The sequence below is a fragment of the Erwinia persicina NBRC 102418 genome, assembly GCF_001571305.1.
GTDB lineage: Bacteria > Pseudomonadota > Gammaproteobacteria > Enterobacterales > Enterobacteriaceae > Erwinia > Erwinia persicina.
Genome location: NZ_BCTN01000001.1, coordinates 615,346 through 635,166, shown reverse-complemented (window position 1 = coordinate 635,166; position 19,821 = coordinate 615,346). Strand labels below are relative to the sequence as shown.

Here is a 19,821-nt window from a genome sequence, read left to right as displayed (position 1 = left end):
TTTGCGGGTCATTCTGCGGGGCGCTCACTAAGTAAACAATCGGTTGACTATACTCAAGGCATTGGGGTACAACACACCGTTCATTCTCTGGATGAAGAGTCGGATGGCGTTGTCCCCCGGCGTTTTTGTTTAACAACAGCGGTGCTATATGCAAGTTTTCATTATGCGTCACGGCGATGCAGCATTAGATGCAGCCAGTGATTCTGTCAGACCTCTGACCCACTGCGGCTGTGATGAGACTCGCCAGATGGCGAACTGGCTTAACGGCCAGTCTGTGGATATTGAGCGGGTTCTGGTCAGTCCCTATCTGCGTGCGCGGCAAACGCTAAACACGGTACGTGAAGTGTTGCCCCTGCCCGAAGGCGAAGATGTCCTGCCGGAGCTGACGCCGGGAGGCGATCCAGGTCTGGTGGCCTGCTATCTGCAGGTTCTGGCTAACGAAGGGGCCACGTCGGCGCTGGTGATCTCTCACCTGCCGCTGGTGGGCTATCTGGTGGCCGAACTCTGCCCGCAGGAAGCGCCGCCGATGTTTGCGACCTCCGCGATTGCGTGCATTGAGTTCGATGCGGAGAATGCCACCGGCAAGCTGGCGTGGCAGGTCTCTCCTGCCAAACTCGCCAAAGCGATCTGACTGACTCCGGCGGGCCGAATCAACAGGCCCGCCCCTACGGCAACATCAGTTCTGGCGGAAGCCACTCTTCGATTTCAATCAGCACCAGCAGTGCTGCATCCCCACCGAATAATTTTGGCGCCTGATGAAAGGCCATCACCATGGGGTGCTGGGCCAGCCACAGTGGCGTCTGCTGTTTGAGCACATGCTTGCCGTGGCCATGCATGACGCTGGCGCAGAAGATGTGCTCACGGCGACAGGCAGCAATCAGCGCGCCCAGCTCCTCTTTGGCCTGTTTCTGTGTCAGTCCATGCAGGTCGAGAAAAATCTCCGGGCTGTAATCTCCACGACGCAGCTTTTTCAACTCGTAGTGGTCAACATCCGCACGCACATAACGTACGGCACCCTCACTGGCCAGCAGCGGCTGAAATTCATCTGAAAAATAGTGGCTGTTGTCCATCTGCTCTGACAGCAGGCGTTTCTGTGGCACCTGGCCGATCTTTTTACGTTGTGGCTTGTGGACGATGGTGTCCTGAGCCAGCTTACGCGTGCCGGCCATCAGCCCGCGAAACAGCGCCTGGTCTTCTGCGTTCAGGTTCTCTTTTTTACTCATTCTCTGCGATCGCTTTGCGTTAGGTGAGGGCGAGGGCGCCGGTTAAAGCGCCATAACGTCCATTATCTGCGGTCAGTCTACCTTTTCCATGCCTGTGGCTGAAACAAATCTCAGCTTTTTCACCCCCTCGCGCTGAATTATCTCAAGCTTCGTGGCAAACTAGCGCCCGGGTTTAACAGAACGGCCTGCGGAGGGCACTTTGGACAAAATTTTCGTCGATGAAGCAGTCAATGAGCTGCACACTATTCAGGATATGTTGCGCTGGTCGGTCAGCCGCTTTTCTGCCGCTGATATCTGGTATGGCCACGGCACCGACAATCCCTGGGACGAAGCCGTTCAACTGGTGCTCCCCACGCTCTATCTCCCGCTCGATATCCCGGAGGATATGCGTAACGCGCGCCTGACCTCCAGCGAGCGTCACCGCATTGTTGAGCGCGTGATCCGCCGTATTAACGAACGCATTCCGGTGGCCTACCTGACCAATAAAGCCTGGTTCTGCGGGCACGAATTTTATGTGGATGAGCGGGTGCTGGTGCCGCGTTCACCGATTGGTGAGCTGATTAACAGCCACTTTGACGGCATCATCAGTCAGGATCCACAGCACATCCTCGATATGTGTACCGGCAGCGGCTGTATCGCCATTGCCTGTGCGTATGCCTTCCCGGATGCGGAAGTGGATGCCGTTGACATCTCTACCGATGCGCTGGCGGTGACCGAGCAGAACATTGGCGCACACGGTCTTGACCATCACGTGACGCCGATCCGCGCTGACCTGTTCCGCGAGCTGCCAAAGACGCAGTACGACCTGATCGTGACGAATCCACCGTATGTCGATGCGGATGATATGGACGACCTGCCTAATGAATATCGCCACGAGCCGGAACTGGGCCTGGCCGCTGGCCGTGATGGCCTGAAGCTGGTACGCCGTATTCTGGCCTGTGCGCCGGACTATCTCAGCGATCGGGGCGTGCTGATTTGTGAAGTGGGTAACAGCATGGTGCATATGATCGACCAGTACCCGGATGTGCCTTTCACCTGGCTGGAGTTTGATAACGGCGGGGATGGCGTATTTATGCTAACTAAACAACAGATTATCGACGCACAGCATCATTTTAAAATGTATAAAGACTGATGATCACTTTTAGCGAGGAAGTAAGTCATGGCGGGTAATACCATTGGACAAGTATTTCGGGTCACAACGTTCGGCGAATCGCATGGCATCGCTCTGGGCTGCATCGTCGATGGCGTGCCGCCGGGCATCCCGCTGACCGAAGCTGATTTGCAGCACGATCTCGATCGCCGCCGTCCTGGCACTTCACGCTATACCACCCAGCGCCGCGAGCCGGACCAGGTGAAAATTCTGTCCGGGGTCTTCGAAGGGAAAACCACCGGTACCAGTATCGGCCTGCTGATTGAAAATACCGATCAGCGCTCGCAGGATTACGGCACGATCAAAGATCTCTACCGTCCGGGCCATGCCGATTACACCTACGATCAGAAATACGGCTTCCGCGACTATCGCGGTGGCGGGCGATCTTCTGCGCGTGAAACGGCAATGCGCGTGGCGGCCGGGGCGATTGCCAAAAAGTACCTGGAGATGAAGCACGGCATTATCGTGCGCGGCTATCTGGCCCAGATTGGCGACGTTGCCTGCGAACTGAAAGACTGGGATCAGGTTGAACTGAACCCGTTCTTCTGCCCGGACCCGGACAAAATTGAAGCGCTGGACGAACTGATGCGCGCCCTGAAAAAAGAGGGGGATTCCATCGGGGCCAAAGTGACCGTGATGGCGGAAAATGTCCCGGCGGGCCTCGGAGAGCCCGTCTTTGATCGTCTGGATGCCGATCTCGCGCACGCGCTGATGAGTATCAATGCGGTCAAAGGCATTGAAATTGGCGACGGCTTTGCCGTGGTCGGCCAGCGCGGCAGTGAACACCGGGATGAAATCCGTGCCAGCGGTTTCCAGAGCAACCACGCTGGCGGTATTCTGGGCGGTATCAGCAGCGGTCAGTGCATTATCGCTAACCTGGCGATGAAACCGACTTCCAGCATCACCGTACCGGGGAAAACGCTGACCCGCAGCGGTGAAGAAGTCGAGATGATCACTAAAGGCCGTCACGATCCGTGCGTGGGCATCCGTGCGGTGCCGATTGCCGAAGCGATGATGGCGATTGTGCTGATGGATCACCTGCTGCGCCACCGCGCGCAGAATGCTGATGTAGAAACCTCTTATCCGCGCTGGTAAATGATGAAAAAAACGCTGATGGCGCTGTGTGCGCTGATGATCTCGACGACCGGTCAGGCCGCCACGCCGTGGCAGACCATTCAACAGCCGGTAGCCGGCGTGCCACAGTCCATCGGAGCCTTTTCTAACGGCTGCATTATCGGCGCGCAGCCGCTGCCGCTGGAAGCCTCCGGTTACCAGGTGATGCGTACCGATCAGCGTCGCTACTATGGTCACCCTGATCTGATCGCCTTTATTCAGCGTCTCAGTACCCGCACCCGTCAGCTGGGGCTGGGGGAGGTGCTGGTCGGTGATATGGGCATGGCGGCAGGTGGACGCTTCAGCAGCGGTCACGCCAGCCATCAGTCCGGGCTGGATGTTGATATCTGGCTTCAGCTACCGAAGCAGCGCTGGACACAGCAGATGCTGCTGAAGCCTCAGCCGCTCGATCTGGTGGCCGCCGACGGTAAAAATGTGGTGGCCCGCCACTGGCAGCCGGAAATCGACAGCCTGATCAAGCTGGCGGCGAAAGATGATGATGTGACGCGCATCTTCGTTAACCCGGCGATCAAAAAGCAGCTGTGTGCCGATGCCGGAGCCGACCGTGACTGGTTACGCAAAGTACGGCCGTGGTTCCAGCACCGTGCGCACATGCACGTGCGTCTGCGCTGCCCGGCGGGCAGCCTGGAGTGTCAGGATCAGCCCATCCCGCCGCCGGGCGACGGCTGCGGTGCCGAGCTGCAAAGCTGGTTCGCCCCGCCTAAACCGGGCAGTACACCGCCGGTGAAGCGCGAGCCACCGCCGTTACCGCCATCCTGCCAGGCTCTGCTGGATAACCATCGACTGTAAGGCGCTGAGAAAAAATGGAATGGGTCAACGTAGCTCCGTGGTTGCTCGGCGTACTGTTTCTGGTGGCCTTACTGGCGGGATTTATTGATGCCATCGCAGGTGGTGGCGGGTTACTGACCGTGCCTGCGCTGCTGGCGGCCGGGCTTTCTCCGGCGCAGGCGCTGGCGACCAATAAGCTGCAGTCGGTGGGGGGCTCGTTTTCGGCCAGCCTGTACTTTATCCGCCGTAAGGCGGTGGATTTGCGTGAACAGAAGCTGAACATCGCATTAACGTTTTTAGGTTCGATCAGTGGCGCGCTGCTGGTTCAGCACGTCAAGGGCGATATTCTGCGGCAGCTGCTGCCGCTGCTGGTGATCGCAATTGGCCTCTATTTCCTGCTGATGCCAAAGATTGGTGAAGAGGATCGCCAGCGTCGTCTGCACGGGCTGCCGTTTGCACTGGTAGCCGGGGGCTGCGTCGGCTTCTATGACGGATTCTTCGGTCCCGGTGCCGGCTCATTTTACGCGCTGGCGTTTGTCACCCTGTGCGGCTATAACCTGGCCAAGTCCACCGCCCACGCCAAAGTCCTGAACTTCACCTCCAACCTCGGGGGCCTGCTGCTGTTTATGCTGGGCGGGAAAGTGGTGTGGCTGGTGGGGCTGGTGATGCTGGCCGGGCAGGTATGCGGCGCCCGCCTGGGGGCGCGAATGGTGCTGACCCGCGGGCAGACGCTGATCCGCCCGATGATCGTCATTGTCTCGGCGGTGATGAGCGCCAAACTGCTGTACGACAGCCACGGCGCGGAGATCGCCGCATGGTTGCATCAGCTATCGTAAGGGGCGACTCTTTTCTCCTGTCGCCCCGTGTTGATGGTTTGCACCCGTTGTCATCACCCCCTTGTTTTCCGTGTGGCCGGAACGGGGGGTTAACCTCTTCCCACCGCGATCCAGCGGCGCTGATCCATCGAATCCTCAATCGCCTGCAGGATGCGCTGATTCTCCCAGCCAAAGCTGAAGTTGGGATAACAGTCGTCGTCCCGGCAGATGCCCTGCACCAGGTCATGTATCTCCAGCACTTTGACATCGAAATAACCCAGGCCACCGCCGCCAAAATCAAAGCCGAAAAACGCCGAGTAGGAGGGAACCTGACTGCCGGCATACAGGGTTTTGAAACCGCGATCGCGCTTATCGTCGTTAAAACGAAACACCTGCAGCTCATTAAAGCGCTCGCCGTCCATATACAGCGTGCCTTCCGTACCGGTGACTTCCCAGTAGACGCCAAAAATTCGTCCGGCAGCAATGCGGGATGATTCAATCACCCCGGCGGCACCGCTGGTAAAGTTCACCAGACACTGCATCTGATCGTCGTTTTCCACCTCACGGCGTTCGGCATTGGCATCCACCTTACTGGCGTAGCCGCTGTCCACGCCGGGCACTGGCCGGGTTTTCAGATACGTCTGCCCGCTGGCGCAGACCTCAGACACGCCGCCCATCAGATACTGCGCCACCGACAGGGTATGCGCCCCCAAATCACCCAGCGAGCCGGAACCTGCCAGCGCTTTTGAGCAGCGCCATGACCACGGCAGTTCCGGGTCGTTGTAAAAGCCCTGGTCGAACGTGCCGCGAAAGCGCACCGGCGTGCCGATTTCGCCGCGCTCAATCAACTGTTTTGCCAGTTGGGCGGCCGGGGTTTTGATGTTGTTAAAGGCCACCATGGTTTTGACGCCGGCCCGCTGCGCCGCTTCTGCCATTTCGCGTGCCTGAGGCTCAGTCACCGCCAGCGGTTTCTCGCAGTACACATGTTTCCCGGCGGCGATCGCGGCCAGCGCCATCGGGTGATGAAGATGGTTGGGAGAGGTGATGTCAATCACGTCAATATTCGGGTCCTGTAACATTTCGCGCCAGTCGCCGTAAGCGTGCAGGGCACCGAAGCGCGTTGCCGCCTGGTCTGCCAGTGCCTGATTCTGGTCGGCGATAGCGTAGAGTACCGGCGTTTTCGGCAGGGCCGGGTAGAGCAGGGCGGCACGACGGATGGCGTCAGCATGGGCCTGGCCCATAAAGCCGGAGCCGATCAGGCCAATATTCAGAGTGTCAGACATAGCGTTCCCCTACAGCGAAAAAAGACGGTTAATATGGTGAAAAGCGCGGGTGACGGTGGGCACCGGCGGCGCTTTCAGTGGGTCCTGCTCGGCTTCAACGATCAGCCAGCCGCGATAGCCGCCATGGCTGACAAAGTCCACTACCGGCTGATAGTCGATGCCGCCGTCGCCGGGGACAGTGAACATGCCTCCGCGCACTCCCTGATTAAAACTCTCATCCTGCTCAAACACCTGATCCAGCCGCGCCCGGCGAATATCTTTCAGATGGATATGGCAGATGCGGCTGCCGAACTGGTGTATCAGTGCGCGGAGATCGCAGCCTGCGGCCACGGCGTGGCCGGTATCCAGCAACATACCGACGTCATCTGTCGTGGCGGTAAAGAAGCGCTCAATCTCATCCTGATGCTCAACCAGCATCATCAGATGATGATGGTAGGCCAGCGTCAGGCCATATTCTTCCTGCAGCGCGAAGGCGAACTGACTCATACGCCGCGCGTAGGCGTCGACGTCAATCCCGCTGAGTCTGGGGGAGTGAGAGAGTCCAGTATCGAGCGGCGTTTCACCGGGCATGCCGCCACATTCGCCATAGACCATCACCGAACAGCCCAGCGTCTGCAGCAGGCGGGCGTGGGCGGCAACATTATGCAGTTCCTGTTGGACGCTGATGTCTGCCAGGGTGCCGGAGAACCAGCCGGAGGCCAGCGACAGGCCGGTTTCCTGTAGCAGAGGCGCAAGTTGCGACGCTTCGCGGGGAAATTTACGGCCCAGCTCAATCCCCTGATAACCTGCAGCGGCCGCCTCCTGCATACACTGTAATGCGCTGACATCATCCCCCAGATCGTTCAACACGTCGTTGGTCCAGGCGAGCGGACTGACGCCCAGGCGCACGTTGGCATTGGCCATAATTTTCTCCTGTCTGAAATCAAAGTTTGAAGTGCGTCGCATAATCGCGCTCTGCGAGCAGTCCGGTGTTGCAATGGCCGCTATCCGGCTGAAGAGTGGAGAAAAGATAGCCTGTGTGGGGGCGGGGGGTACATGACCAGAGTGCTGAAAAAAATGTCTGATATCACACTGACGGTGCCCGTCATTGAGGGGTACTTCGGTCTGTCGCGCTATGCTGCGGGGGATATTTACGGACCGCGCATTCAGCGTGGGATTCAGTTTATTGCCCTGCTGAGTGGCAGCGTCACCATTGAGACGGCGCAGCGCTCCCTGATGCTCCTGCCCGGTACCCTGGCGCTGCTGCTACCGGGACAGCGTGAGCTGTTTCGCTTCGATCCGCTTATCCCCAGCGAACATATCTGGTGCCAATTGGATTTTGCCGCACTGCCGGGGGATTTTAATCGTGAACTGGCGCACCTGCCGCCCACTATCGCCTTCGATCATCAGGTCGAGCAGCTGATGGAGCTGGGTATCAGTCTGACCTCACAGCCGGGAGGGGCCCCGCGTGCACTGATCTCGCTGGCCGAAACCCTGCTCTATTACTACGCCTCCCGCGGCATTCCGCCGCGCGATGAGGGGCGGCAGACCATGCCCAAAGGGGTGCGGGAAGCCTGCCGCTATATTGCGATGCGTTACCCGCACCCGCTGGCGCTGGAGGATATTGCCGCGCGCGCCCACTGCTCTGTGAACCATCTGATCGCCCTGTTCCGGCGGCACCTGCGTCAGACGCCCGCGCGTTACCTGCGTGACGTGCGCCTGCGCCATGCGGAACGTCTGCTGACGCGCAGTGCGCTGCCGGTGGCGCTGATCGCCGAGCAGTGCGGGTTTGTCTCGCCGTTTCATTTTTCACGCCTGTTCAAAGAGCATTACGGCCTGGCACCTCTGGCATTTCGCCAGCAGGCGCTGGCGTCAGCCCCGCCAGAATGCTGATTCCTTCAGCCGCTCAATGGCCACCGGCTTGCCAATCAAATAGCCCTGCAGACTGTCACACTGCAGCAGGGTTAACTGCTCCAGCTGAGTCTGCGTTTCCACGCCTTCAGCGGTGACATCCAGCGAATAGGCCTTGCCAAGACCCACCATGTTTTCCACAATCTGACGTGCACCCACGGAGTCTTCCATTGGGAAAATAAAGGATTTATCGAGTTTGATGCCGTCAAAAGGGAACGTTCGCAGATAGCTCAGGGAGGAGAAGCCCGTGCCGAAATCATCGATCAGGAACTTCACCCCCAGCGCTTTAATTTTCAGCATAATCTGCTGGGTTTTAAGCGGATCCTGTAGCGTCACGTTTTCGGTCACTTCGATCTCCAGTCGTGAACTTTCCAGTCCTGTTTTTTCCAGTGCCTCTTTGATTCTGTTGTACAGCCCTTTGTCCTGAAACTCCCCGGCGGACAGGTTGACCGACACGGATAATCCCGGCAGATGGCAGCGGGTTTCAGCGCAGGCCGTTTCCAGTACCCAGTCGCTAAGCGCGTAGATCAGCCCGGTTTCTTCTGCCAGCGGAATAAACTGATCGGGCATCAGCAGGCCGTGATGCGGGTGCTGCCACCTGACCAGCGCCTCCACCCCGGTAATGCGGCAGGATTTGGTGCTGTAACGCGGCTGGTAAACCAGGCGCAGCTGGCCGCTGCGGATACCTTCGCGCAGCTCCTGCTCCATCTCACGACGCTGAACAATCTTTTCGCCCATATCGCGCTGGAAAAAAGCCCACTGATTGCGGCCCTCATTTTTAGCTTTATACAGCGCAATATCGGCATAGCGCAGCAGGTCTCCTGCCGTGCGTGCATCCTGGGGAGCAAGCGCAATGCCCAGACTGGCCCCGATAAAAATTTCACTGCTGCCCACCAGGAAGGGCGCGTTAATGTCCTGAATGATCCGACGGCATAACTGTTCGATATCGTCGTGGTGCGTTACCTCCGGCAGAATAATAATAAATTCATCCCCACCGTGACGGGTCACCATGCCGGACGCTTGCAGACAGCGACGCAGGCGGGCGGAAACCTCATGCAGCACCGTATCGCCTGCGCTGTGCCCGTAGACATCGTTGACGGGTTTAAACCTGTCCAGGTCGACCATGATGATGGCGAGCTGACAGTCGCCGGTGGGTTCAGAATTGAGTTTTCCCTCAAGGAACTCCTTCATCTGCACGCGGTTGGGCAGGCCGGTGAGGTCGTCAAAATGCGACAGATAGCGCACGCGCTCCTGTGCCTTCACTTCCTGAGTGACGTCCGTTGCGGTACCACGGAAACCCGTTTTCCCGTCCGGCAGTAACACGCGCTTGACGATCATATTGCAGTAGCGCTGATGCTGTTGTGCGGAAAGATAGTGGCTGTTTGGCAGACTGATACGTCCACCGGACTGGCAAAGATCGGTCAGTTGCGCCACGGCATTGCTGTCGTTCAGTAAAAACTCGCTTGCCGGGCGACCCAGCCAGTCTGAGATGTGGTAACCGGTAATGGCCGGAAAACGTTCGGAAATCCAGGTGAACCGCAGATTTTCATCGGCCTCCCAAATCCAGTCCGTGGTGGTTTCTGCCACATCTCTGAAACGGCATTCGCTGCTGTGCAGCGCCTGCTGGCTCTGCTCCAGCAGGAAACGCGCTTCATCACTCATCCGTGCTTTGCGCAGTGCATTCTTCATCAGCACAAAGGCAGTGAACAGAGTGGCCAGCATCAGTAACACCAGCGCGGGGAGCAGGCCCGTCAACAGGGCTTCACCAGGATTATCGCTCTGCCACTCAACAATAACCGGGCCGCCTGATGCGGGCAGGATCAGCCGGTTGCTGGCGGCCGGGCCGGGGGGGGCCTGTGGGCTGAGGATATGCGCCCCGTGAATGCCGTACTCAAGGGCCATTTTGTTCAGTTTTTCAGGCGTGAGGCGGTCGGCAAAAATCATTAACGATCGGGGGCCATTATCGGTGATGACGCTGCTGTCCCCGCCGGGGGAAATCCAGGCGGCACTCAACAGAGTGACCTGCCCCTCGGACACCATCAGGGTAGAGACGGCTTTCCCTACGGCGGTGCCAAGCAGTTGTTTAAGACGCGGAACCGGGTCCTTCCCCAGCCAGCTCTCAACCAGCTGCAAATTCAGCTTTCCGTTAATGACGCTGTACCGGGTTTGTCCATCCGGGGAAATAACAAAGATCCCCTCGTAATGAAAGGTCTGATAGAGCGATGCGCCAAGGTTCTGATTGTCCCACGCCCATTCGGTATTGATAGTCAGATGCAGGTTTTCATAGGCCTCGCCCCAGTCCGCGTTATCGATGGTGTGCGAATGCATAATTTCCTGGCGGTTTTCAATGGCCTTGCCCATCAGTAAATGAAAATGCTCATCTTCGTGGGCATTCTGTCTGCCGGCGATATAAAACAGTGCAGTAATGGCGAGGATGAATAATATGCCAAGCAAAAAAAGCATGGCGATCATTGGCTGTTTAACCAGCCCGCTCGCCTCCCGGTGGTGAATTATTCTTTTTATTGTCGATTTATGCTTCATGGACATTCGCCTGAAAAGGGCAATCGGGGATTAACACGGCTTTCGTGTCAGTTGTGGCGTCTGATGAACATATCTAACCCGATCTTACGAAGAAATAATGTACGGTGACGCATGGCGAATGAACTGATTTTTATCACCATTTATCTAGAAAAATGTGAAATCGGGCACCAGGGGTAATAATGAATTATCGGCCGGTAGAGTAAAAACTTGATGCTTTCAGCGATGCCGCTAAAAGGGGGGAATAGCCTGTTACGTGCACAACCTGCCGGTTTACCTCAGATACCTGAGCTGACTGACCTGCGGCTTTCTGGCGCGAAAACAGCAATAGTGCTCGAATCCTGTCTGACAAAATGTCAAAATTGCGCGTTTTTTACTTTGACGACAACCTGCTATGAGCCAGCAACACCACTATCAGGATCTGATCGATATCTTCGATCGCTGTTTTATGAATGATTTTCAGACCCGCCTGATTAAAGGCGATGATGAACCGATCTATCTTCCCGCTGATGATTCATCACCGTGGAACCGGGTCGTGTTTGCTCACGGGTTCTACGCCAGCGGAATGCATGAAATCTCACACTGGTGTATTGCCGGGGCTGAACGACGCAAACTCGTGGATTTTGGCTACTGGTATTGCCCGGACGGGCGCGATGCGGAAACGCAGAGTCAGTTTGAGTCCGTCGAGGTGAAGCCGCAGGCGCTGGAGTGGATGTTCAGCGTGGCGGCGGGCTTTCCGTTCAATGTCAGTTGTGACAATCTGGAAGGCGATTGTGAACCCGATCGCATTGCGTTTCAGCGCAAGGTGCATGCCCAGGTGATGGCGTATCTTGAAAAAGGCATTCCTGACCGTCCGGCACGTCTGATTGCTGAACTGCGCGCGTTTTACTCCACTCCACCGCTGACGTCAGCACAGTTTCCCTGGCCGGAAGACCTGAGCTGAACGGGGAGCGAATAGTTTACAGAGGTTTTTATGATCGATGAATTTGAAGCGCGTATTCTGGGCCTGATTGATGACATGGTCGAACATGCCAGTGACGACGAACTTTTTGCCGGCGGCTACCTGCGCGGTCACCTGACTCTGGCCGTGGCCCAGATCGAACTGTCCGGTGAGCATACGCCAGAAGCCTTGCAGATTCAGGTACAGAAAAGCCTGGAAAAAGCGATTCAGGCGGGGGAACTCTCTCCGCGTGACCAGGTGCTGGTCACCAGCATGTGGGACAAACTCTTTCTGCAGGCGCAGTAAGCGCGGTCTGAGCGAGGGCAGCAGCGTCTCTGCCCGCACTCAAACGCCATTTTTTACCCGCACGATATCCGCCATAATGGCCAGCGCAATCTCTGGCGGGGTTTTGCTGCCGATAGCCATCCCCACCGGGGCGCTGATCCGTGCCAGCTGTTGTTCCGATAATTCGCCCATGTCTGCCAGACGTCCCCGCCGGCGCTCACTGTTACGCTGTGAACCGAGCGCACCGATATAAAAGGCCGGGGTCTGACAGGCTTCCGCCAGCGTCAGATCGTCTATCCGTGCGTCATGCGTCAGACTGAGCACTGCCGTTTGTGCCGTGCAGCCGTTCAGCTCCAGGTGGCGCGCAGGAAAGCGACGAACAAGCGTCACCCCGGAATGCAGGTCAGGACGTCCGGCAAAGTCTGCCAGATAGGATCCGCGGTGCTCGCATACCACCACAGGAAAACCCAGCATACGCGCATAATGGATGCAGTACTCTGCCACTGGCGACAGCCCGGCAATCAGCAGAGAGGTGGCTGCGGCCAGTGTCAGGCTGACACCGGCTGCGGCAGGGAGCGCCGACGTTCCCGCAGGCCTCAGGCGGGCAGGTTGCCCGTTGATCACCTGCTTTTCCAGCGTCAGTTCACCGCGCAGCGCCCGTAGCATCTGTGTCAGGTATTCGGCCGAATCTGGCGAAGGCGGCAGGTATTCTATCAATACCGCCAGGCTACCGCCGCAGGGCAGGGCGACATCCGGCGTCAGGCCATCTGCACCATAGCGTACCTGCTGGCTGGGCTGACTGTATTCACCCGCTGCCACCCGCCGCAAAAAATCCTGCTCAATGCAGCCCCCGGAAAGCGAACCACACACTGTTCCGTCCTCACTGACGGCCAGTAGCGCCCCGGGCGCACGCGGAGCTGACCCCCACGTCTGCAGTACGGTACACAGCCATAAACCCTGCTGTTTACCTGGCCAGAGGCGTGCGTTTTCCAGCACGGTGATATCCAGTGAACCGACCATCATTCTGCCTGCATCCAGTCGCCCGGAACATCGACGTCGCGAACGCAACCGGGATCGTTCACTTTTAACAGCAGGGGGGGCGCACCCCGGAGAATACTGCGTGCGCCATCCTCGCCTTTCAGGGCGAGCAGGGCCTCATAGACATCCGCGCTGAAGCCAACCGGGTGACCCGGCTGCTGCTGCCACTGGGGGCGGACAATATCGGCAAAGGCCAGCGCCTGGCAGATCCGTCTGACTGTACTCAGCTGCAGCCAGGGCATATCGGCCAGCATGACCAGCCACCCGGACCAGTGGGGCTGTGCCGCCACACCGGCGGCAATCGAGTCCCCCAGGCAGCGGCTGTCCACCAGGGTCATTCCGCAGCGGTAGCGTTGCACGATGTCAATCAACGGGCCATCTTCTGGACGCAGCATTACATTTACCCGCTTGCCGCACGCCGCCGTTGCTAACTGCAGACTGTGCGCCAGCAGCGGCAGATTGCTACATGCCGGATGCCTGACCAGCAACTTATGCTGTCCGTTCAGTTCCCGGTAGCGGCGGCTGTGACCCGCCGCCATCACTAACACGCCGATGCCCATTTATCCTTCCTCGTGCTGCTGGCGGATCTCAGCCACCTTACGTTCGAGCTCCTTCCACGGTGCCTGCCCGGCGAGGTCTGTCCGCAGCCAGTTCAGCAGTGTGGCAATCTGCTGGTCACTCAACTGGTGCCGGAAGCCGGGCATGGTACCCAGGCCCGCCGTGGCCGGATGGTCGATGCCGTCCAGCACGATGTGGATCAGATTTTCAGGCGAGTCGGTATACAGGTTGCTGTTCAGCACCAGCTGTGGACGTACGCCGTACAGATGCGGGCCTTTCTGCTGCGCGTGACAGGCCATACAGGAACCAGCGTACTGACGCGCCCCGGCAGAATCCTGCCGCTGTCCCCGCCGCGCGGCGAGCGCAACTAACGTTGCCGCCTGACCGGAGGCGGGCGACTTGAAGCTCATCAGCCAGTGTGCCAGCGCCCGGATATCCTTCTCCGACTGATGCACCAGTCCGGCACTGATTACCGGCCCCATCGGACCCGCAGCGATGCCGTGCTCAGGGGAAAACCCGGTTCGTAAATAGTGTTGAAACTGACTTTCGTCCCAGGCCACCGGCGCGGGTGAACGTGCATTCAGAGCAGGCGCGACCCATCCTTCGGCAACGCCGCCGCTCAGGGCGGCGTCTCCCTGTTTTTCAGCAGCGGCCAGGTTGCGAGGTGAATGGCAGGCGCTGCAGTGACCAAGCCCTTCAGCCAGATAGGCTCCCCGGTTCCATACGGCGCTATGTTCTGGATCGGGTGTGCGTTCACCCGGGTGCAGAAACAGCCAGTTCCATGCCGCCATACCCTGGCGGATATTAAACGGAAAGCTCAGGCGGGTTTCCGGTACCCGGTAGCTGACGGCGGGCTGGCTCATCAGGAAGGCATAGAGATCCTGCAGGTCTTCATTACTGGTATGAGTAAAAGCGGTGTAAGGGAAGGCCGGGTAGAGATAATGACCCCGACGGTCTATACCGTAGCGCATGGCACGCAAAAACGCCGGATAAGACCAGCGGCCAATTCCGTTATCCGCATCCGGGGTAATGTTGCTGGTATAGATAGTACCGAAGGGGGTGTCCATCGCCAGCCCTCCGCTGTTGGGCTCGCCGCCCGCGCGTGTATGGCAGGCGCTGCAATCACCCAGTGCCGCCAGCGTTTTACCCCGGGCAATGCTGGCGGCTGAAAACTGTATAGTTTCCGGCGGGTCGATGGGGGTGATCTCCGGCTGCAGGCTGAACAGGGCAGCGATGACTACGGCAGCCAGCACAACGGTTCCTGAAATTCCCAGCCACTTATTTCTGCGGGTCATGCTTTACCTCCCTGTAAAGCGCGTAGTACGCGATCCGGTGTAAACGGCGGTGCACGAAAGCGGATGCCAGTCGCATCAAACAGTGCATTGGCAATGGCCGCTGCTCCCGGAACGGAGGCCGATTCCCCGGCCCCCATAGCGGGCTCTTCCGGGTAGTCGAGCAGGGCAATGTCGACGTCGGGCAGTTCATCAAAACGCAGCAGTGGATAACTGCCCCACTCAAGTGATGTGGTGCCGCTGGCGTCGAAGGTAACATACTCTTTCAGCACCCGGCTGGCACACTGAATGACGTTACCGTGCACCTGATGGCGAACCCCGGCCGGATTGACCATTTCTCCGCAGTCGTGGCAGACATAAATTTTATCCAGCCGGATCTCTCCGGTCAGGGTGTTAACGCTTAAATCACACACCCAGGCCGCCCAGGCGGCACCGAAGCCGGGAAACGTGCTGTGGATGTAACGAGCCCACGCAAAACCGCGCCCGCGCAGCCAGTCGCCCTCTTTTTGCGTTCGGTGATGTGGGGGGCCATTCTTCCATTCAGCCATTTTTTTCAGATGGTTAATCATGGTTATCGCCCGGGAATCGTCCAGATAATCCAGACGCAGATCAATCGGATCACGTCCGGCGTGCCACGCGACCTCATCCACCCAGCTCTCGTGAGCAAAGACATTGGGCAGCGCAGAGACACCCCGCATCCAGGAGGCGCGCACCAGCGGTGCAGCATCTTCACAAATCATGCGCATGTGAGGGAAACGGTATAGCGGAATGGCGGTACGATCCCCCATGGACTGCACCACAGGCTCATTGGTCACTTTCCCCGTCAGGATCAACGGCAGAGTGGGAGCGTTGTTAGAGGGGTAGCAGGTACGAAGCTCATAACAGGAGATGTTCATCATACGATCCAGCCCCCCGCTGACACGGATTAACTGAGCGGCACCTTTTGGCTCCCAGGCCGCCTCCTGTTCACGCATCAGTTGGACGCGGACGGGCTGGCCCGTGGCTCTGGACAGTAGCGCCGCGTCGGCAGCGACATCATCCGCACAGTTACGTCCGTAGCAACCGGAGGCCTCCATACGCTTTACCTCAACGGCCGGGATATCCATGTCCAGCAGCAGCGCAATATCCTTGCGCAGATCGTGCGGGTTCTGCGTACCTGACCAGATCTTTGCTCTGCCATCGCGAATATCAGCCACGGCGCAGGAAGGGCCGATCGAGGCGTGCAGCTGATAAGGCCAGACATAGTCGGCATCTATTGAGATATGACGGTTTTTTAGCGCGACATCTGTGCCCTGATCGTCACGCAGCACGCGCGGCTGTTTTTCGCAGTCAGCCAGTGTGTCATGCAGCTGATTCAGGCCGAGTCCGGGCAGACCGGCCCAGGGTTTCCAGCTGACTTTCAGGGCGTACATGGCGGCTATGGCCTGCTCTTCACGCCGGGCGACAATACCGACAAAGTCTTTAATCACCACCACACGGACGATACCCTCCAGGTGAGCAATGGAGCTTTCGTCAACGGCAATCAGACTGTGGCCCAGCGGGGCGCTGCTGTCGGCGCCGCCATAGGGCGGGCGCACAACCCGCCCGTGCAGCATACCGGGCACCCGCAGATCGTGAACCCAGGTCAGCTTACCGCTCACCTTGGCAGGAATATCCACGCGGGCGACCGGGGTGCCGACGTAGCGTCGCGCAGAGTACAGCGGAACCGTTGTATCCAGAGGAAGATGAGTGTCTTTTTCGTGGGTCAGCTGGCCATAGGCCAGACGACGAGCGGGCCGCTGACTGTCGATCACCCAGCCTGCCTCGGTGCGCAGTTGTTTAACGGGAACATTCATGACGCTGGCGGCGAGCCGCATCAGCTGCAGACGCAACTGGCTGGCCGCCTGACGCAGGGGCAGTGCTGTCACCTGAAGCGTCGCACTGGCAATGGTTGGGCCCTGATCCGGCGTCAGTGTCGTATCACCAAGTATCATTGTTACGGCGCTGAAGGGGACATCAAGCGCATCGGCAACATACTGCGCCAGTGAGGTTCTTACCCCGGTGCCCAGGTCGACATGCCCGTTAAAGGCGCTCACCTTGCCGTCCGCAGAGAGCGCAATAAAGCTCCCCACCCCGTTGCCAGAGCGGTCGGCAGACGGCGGGGATCCTGCCCTTGCGCTGCCCGGCAGCAGGATACTGACGCCGATAAAGCCTCCGGCCTGCAGCAGGCGTCGGCGGGTGAGCTGAAACATATTCATGACCGCACCTCGCTGGCGATAAGCTCACGGGCTTTCTGTGCCGCACGTAAAATCTCCAGGTGAGTTCCGCAGCGGCACAGATTAAACGCCAGTTCATCCTTTATCTGCTGTTCGGAGGCCAGAGGGACCCGACGGAACAGAGAGACCAGCGTCATGATCATCCCGTTGGTACAGTAGCCGCACTGAGCGGCTTGCTCGTCGATAAACCCCTGCTGCACCGGATGCAGCTTCTCCCCGTCCGCCAGCCCTTCGAGGGTGGTGACGTGTTTTCCTGCCACCGTATGAGCAGGCACGCTGCAGGCGCGGGCAGCGATGCCGTCGATGTGTATGGTGCAGGCGCCGCATTCACCGATGCCGCAGCCATATTTGGGGCCGTTTAACTGAAAGTCATTACGTAAAATATAGAGAATGGGGGTGTCTGAATGCGCATCATCAAGGATGACGCGCTGGCCGTTAAGCGTGAATTCCATAGTAAATCATCCATTGATGGCCCGTCCTTTCCGTGTCGAGTCTGCGGGGCCAGAGACAAAAATGCCCCTGACGTGTTCAGGGGCAAGGATGAAATATTATGCTATTTAGTGCGATTTAGTAACGTTATTTAGTGGTATAAGCATTTTTCAACAAAGATAATTCTTACTTCAGCGATTTCCCCTTCAGCAGCTTACGTATCCAGAACCGGTTGGGACTGGTGGCGGCCAGTGTTGCGTTATCGAGTGGGATCGGTTCGCCACAGAGCTGGGCGGCCAGCACTTCTGCAGCCAGCGGGCCGCTGCATAATCCGCGCGAGCCGAGCGCTCCCAGCACAAACAGCCCGGTATGAACCGGTGCCGGTGCTGCCTGCGCCTGCTGTGCCAGAGTGGCGTACTGTTGCAGGGTGGCCTCGTAATCCGGCAGGGCCCCCATCATGGGCAGATGGTCGCGCGTGGCGGCCCGTACGCCGCAGCGTGCTTCACCGTCACTGACGTTAATATCCTCTGGCCAGGCGGCATCGGGAAGACAGCGGAGCAGCCGCGCCCGGTTTTCCTGTTGATCATCATCACGGTAGTCAGTAGCGGTGTCGCCCCGATGGTAGCTGGCGCCGATGCAGTGCTGTTGGAACTGCGGGCTGACCGGAGTGAGGTAGCCGTCGTAGCACAGAACCTGTTTCAGGGATGACAGGGCCGGGGTGGTCGGTACGTGGCTGACCTGGCCGCTCACCGCATAAACCGGTAGCTTTTCACTTTGTATGAAATCCGTCAGACGGTGACCGGTGGCCAGTACCACATTGCGGTGCGTGACGTCAGGCTGGTGGGTAAAGCTTAACTGCCAGCCCGACGGATGCGGCAGCATCTGTACGATCGCCTGCTGCCAGTGAAGCGTGGCTCCCTGCTGCTCTGCCCGTTGCCACAGTGCAGCGGTGAGCTCCGCCGGAGAGAGCCAGCCGCCCAGTGGATAGGCAATCCCGCCGCAGCCGGTGGTGACACCGCACAGTGCCTCCGCTTCTTCAACGGTCAGCGCGGATGCCAGCGCAGCCGGCAATGCCATCTGTAACATCTTGCTGATTTTATCTGCGCTTTTTTCATCAAAGGCCAGTTGGGTAACGCCGCACCAGTCGTGTTCAAAGGGCAGAGCGAGATGGTCGTAAACGCGGCGTGCGAAGGTGAACGCGGTGGGAAAGAACTGTGTCAGCGCCGGATCATGCGGGTTCAGCAGCGGATACACCGCCCCCTGGCGGTTACCGGACGCGCCCTGCGCCGGGCGGTCATCGGCGCAGTAAAGCGTGACTTTCTTGCCGCGCCGCAACAGGGCCAGCGCCAGCAGTGCGCTGGCAATACCGCCACCCGCGAGGGCAATATCCTCACCCTCCGCCGACGGACGGGCATACCAGGGGGTTCGTGCAGAGGAAGGTACCGCTGCTGGCAGGCGGCCGGTCAGCATTTCACGCTTCTCGCCAAAGCCTTTGCGCTTGCTGACCTCGAACCCGGCCTCAATCAGCCCGCGCCTGACGAATCCGGCAGCGGTAAAGGTCGCCAGCGTTGCCCCGGGACGAGCCAGGCGGGCCATGCACTCAAACAGCGCCGGCGTCCACATATCCGGGTTTTTCGCCGGCGCAAAGCCGTCCAGAAACCAGGCATCCACCTGCTGATTGAGCGTGTCATCAAAAGTATGGATAAGCTGGTTAATATCGCCAAACCACAGATCGAGCGTGATGCGCCCGCCATCCAGCAGCAGACGATGGCAGCCCGGCAGCGCCAGGGGCCACTGCGCCCGCAGCTGGTGCGCGATATCGGCTAACTGTGGCCAGCTGGCGTGTGCGGCCTCAAGATCGCTGACCGTTAACGGGAATTTCTCACAGCTGATAAAATGTAAGCGCTGGAGTCTGGCGTCTGGCTGGCTGGCGCTGAAGGTATCAAAGGCCTGCCACAACGTCAGAAAGTTCAGACCCGTTCCGAAACCGGTTTCGGCTACGATAAACAGATCGCGCGGATGAGTGGCAAAACGTTCCGGCAACTGGTTGCCGTCAAGAAAAACGTAGCCGGTCTCTTTCAGACCATTCTGGTTAGAGAAATAGACATCATCAAATTCTCGGGATACAGGTGTACCCTGATCGTTCCAGCGTAGCTCTGCGTACTCTATTGGTGCGGTTTTCACGGCAAAGGCTCATTGCTCAGGCAGTGGCGGGATTTTAAC

At 58.6% G+C, this 19,821-nt stretch carries 18 protein-coding genes; 8 read left to right on the top strand and 10 right to left on the bottom strand.

The features are described 5' to 3' along the window. Positions 1-148 precede the first annotated feature (148 nt). Positions 149-631: a phosphohistidine phosphatase SixA gene (gene sixA / locus EPE01S_RS02720; RefSeq protein WP_062743021.1), complete on the top strand. Its 483-nt coding sequence runs from the start codon at positions 149-151 to the stop codon at positions 629-631. 34 nt (positions 632-665) lie between these two features. On the opposite strand, the gene smrB is transcribed toward sixA, so the two are convergent. Further along, entirely contained in the window at positions 666-1,223 is a 558-nt protein-coding gene (gene smrB / locus EPE01S_RS02715) for an endonuclease SmrB (protein WP_062743020.1), read from the bottom strand. A gap of 199 nt (positions 1,224-1,422) precedes the next feature. Between smrB and prmB the strand changes: the two genes are divergently transcribed. From prmB to EPE01S_RS02695, 4 genes are read left to right on the top strand one after another with little or no spacing between them, the layout of a single operon-like run. Beyond that, positions 1,423-2,355 carry a 50S ribosomal protein L3 N(5)-glutamine methyltransferase gene (gene prmB / locus EPE01S_RS02710; protein ID WP_062743019.1) on the top strand — a complete coding sequence of 311 codons (933 nt, stop codon included), beginning with the start codon at positions 1,423-1,425 and terminating at the stop codon, positions 2,353-2,355. A 27-nt stretch (positions 2,356-2,382) separates the two neighbouring features. Beyond that, positions 2,383-3,468 (top strand): chorismate synthase, encoded by a 1,086-nt coding sequence (gene aroC / locus EPE01S_RS02705; protein WP_062743018.1) that lies wholly within the window; start codon positions 2,383-2,385, stop codon positions 3,466-3,468. A gap of 3 nt (positions 3,469-3,471) precedes the next feature. Beyond that, positions 3,472-4,296: a penicillin-insensitive murein endopeptidase gene (gene mepA, locus EPE01S_RS02700; RefSeq protein WP_062743107.1), complete on the top strand. Its 825-nt coding sequence runs from the start codon at positions 3,472-3,474 to the stop codon at positions 4,294-4,296. Positions 4,297-4,310: 14 nt separating this feature from the next. Further along, entirely contained in the window at positions 4,311-5,111 is an 801-nt protein-coding gene (locus EPE01S_RS02695; RefSeq protein ID WP_062743017.1) for a sulfite exporter TauE/SafE family protein, read from the top strand. Positions 5,112-5,200: 89 nt separating this feature from the next. Here EPE01S_RS02695 and EPE01S_RS02690 read toward each other — a convergent pair whose 3' ends face one another. Continuing rightward, positions 5,201-6,373 (bottom strand): Gfo/Idh/MocA family protein, encoded by a 1,173-nt coding sequence (locus tag EPE01S_RS02690; RefSeq protein ID WP_062743016.1) that lies wholly within the window; start codon positions 6,371-6,373, stop codon positions 5,201-5,203. Between the two features lie 9 nt (positions 6,374-6,382). Continuing rightward, positions 6,383-7,276, bottom strand: coding sequence for a myo-inosose-2 dehydratase (gene iolE / locus EPE01S_RS02685; RefSeq protein ID WP_062743015.1), 894 nt, complete (start codon positions 7,274-7,276; stop codon positions 6,383-6,385). Positions 7,277-7,429: 153 nt separating this feature from the next. Here iolE and EPE01S_RS02680 point away from each other — a divergent pair, with 153 nt between their 5' ends. Continuing rightward, a complete protein-coding gene (locus EPE01S_RS02680) occupies positions 7,430-8,245 on the top strand; it encodes a helix-turn-helix domain-containing protein (RefSeq protein ID WP_162900952.1) in 816 nt (271 codons plus the stop codon). Here EPE01S_RS02680 and EPE01S_RS02675 read toward each other — a convergent pair. Further along, positions 8,225-10,804: a bifunctional diguanylate cyclase/phosphodiesterase gene (locus EPE01S_RS02675; RefSeq protein WP_062743013.1), complete on the bottom strand. Its 2,580-nt coding sequence runs from the start codon at positions 10,802-10,804 to the stop codon at positions 8,225-8,227. The genes EPE01S_RS02680 and EPE01S_RS02675 overlap by 21 nt on opposite strands. Positions 10,805-11,195: 391 nt before the next feature. Between EPE01S_RS02675 and EPE01S_RS02670 the strand changes: the two genes are divergently transcribed. Next, positions 11,196-11,744 carry an elongation factor P hydroxylase gene (locus EPE01S_RS02670; protein WP_062743012.1) on the top strand — a complete coding sequence of 183 codons (549 nt, stop codon included), beginning with the start codon at positions 11,196-11,198 and terminating at the stop codon, positions 11,742-11,744. A gap of 30 nt (positions 11,745-11,774) precedes the next feature. Then, a complete protein-coding gene (locus EPE01S_RS02665; RefSeq protein WP_062743011.1) occupies positions 11,775-12,047 on the top strand; it encodes a YfcL family protein in 273 nt (90 codons plus the stop codon). Between the two features lie 39 nt (positions 12,048-12,086). Here the strand turns inward: EPE01S_RS02665 and EPE01S_RS02660 are convergent, their stop codons facing one another. From EPE01S_RS02660 to mnmC, 6 genes are all read right to left on the bottom strand, one after another. After that, positions 12,087-13,049 (bottom strand): XdhC family protein, encoded by a 963-nt coding sequence (locus tag EPE01S_RS02660; RefSeq protein ID WP_240043864.1) that lies wholly within the window; start codon positions 13,047-13,049, stop codon positions 12,087-12,089. After that, positions 13,046-13,624 carry a nucleotidyltransferase family protein gene (locus tag EPE01S_RS02655; protein WP_062743009.1) on the bottom strand — a complete coding sequence of 193 codons (579 nt, stop codon included), beginning with the start codon at positions 13,622-13,624 and terminating at the stop codon, positions 13,046-13,048. The genes EPE01S_RS02660 and EPE01S_RS02655 overlap by 4 nt, the downstream gene beginning before the upstream one ends. Then, complete coding sequence (locus EPE01S_RS02650; protein WP_062743008.1) at positions 13,625-14,917, bottom strand: cytochrome c; 1,293 nt, start codon at positions 14,915-14,917, stop codon at positions 13,625-13,627. Next, positions 14,914-17,151 carry a xanthine dehydrogenase family protein molybdopterin-binding subunit gene (locus EPE01S_RS02645; RefSeq protein ID WP_062743007.1) on the bottom strand — a complete coding sequence of 746 codons (2,238 nt, stop codon included), beginning with the start codon at positions 17,149-17,151 and terminating at the stop codon, positions 14,914-14,916. Before EPE01S_RS02645 ends, EPE01S_RS02650 begins: the two co-directional genes overlap by 4 nt. Further along, positions 17,148-17,621 carry a (2Fe-2S)-binding protein gene (locus EPE01S_RS02640; RefSeq protein WP_062743006.1) on the bottom strand — a complete coding sequence of 158 codons (474 nt, stop codon included), beginning with the start codon at positions 17,619-17,621 and terminating at the stop codon, positions 17,148-17,150. Before EPE01S_RS02640 ends, EPE01S_RS02645 begins: the two co-directional genes overlap by 4 nt. Before the next feature lie 163 nt (positions 17,622-17,784). Beyond that, positions 17,785-19,782, bottom strand: coding sequence for a bifunctional tRNA (5-methylaminomethyl-2-thiouridine)(34)-methyltransferase MnmC2/FAD-dependent 5-carboxymethylaminomethyl-2-thiouridine(34) oxidoreductase MnmC1 (gene mnmC / locus EPE01S_RS02635; RefSeq protein ID WP_062743005.1), 1,998 nt, complete (start codon positions 19,780-19,782; stop codon positions 17,785-17,787). Between the last annotated feature and the right edge of the window lie 39 nt (positions 19,783-19,821).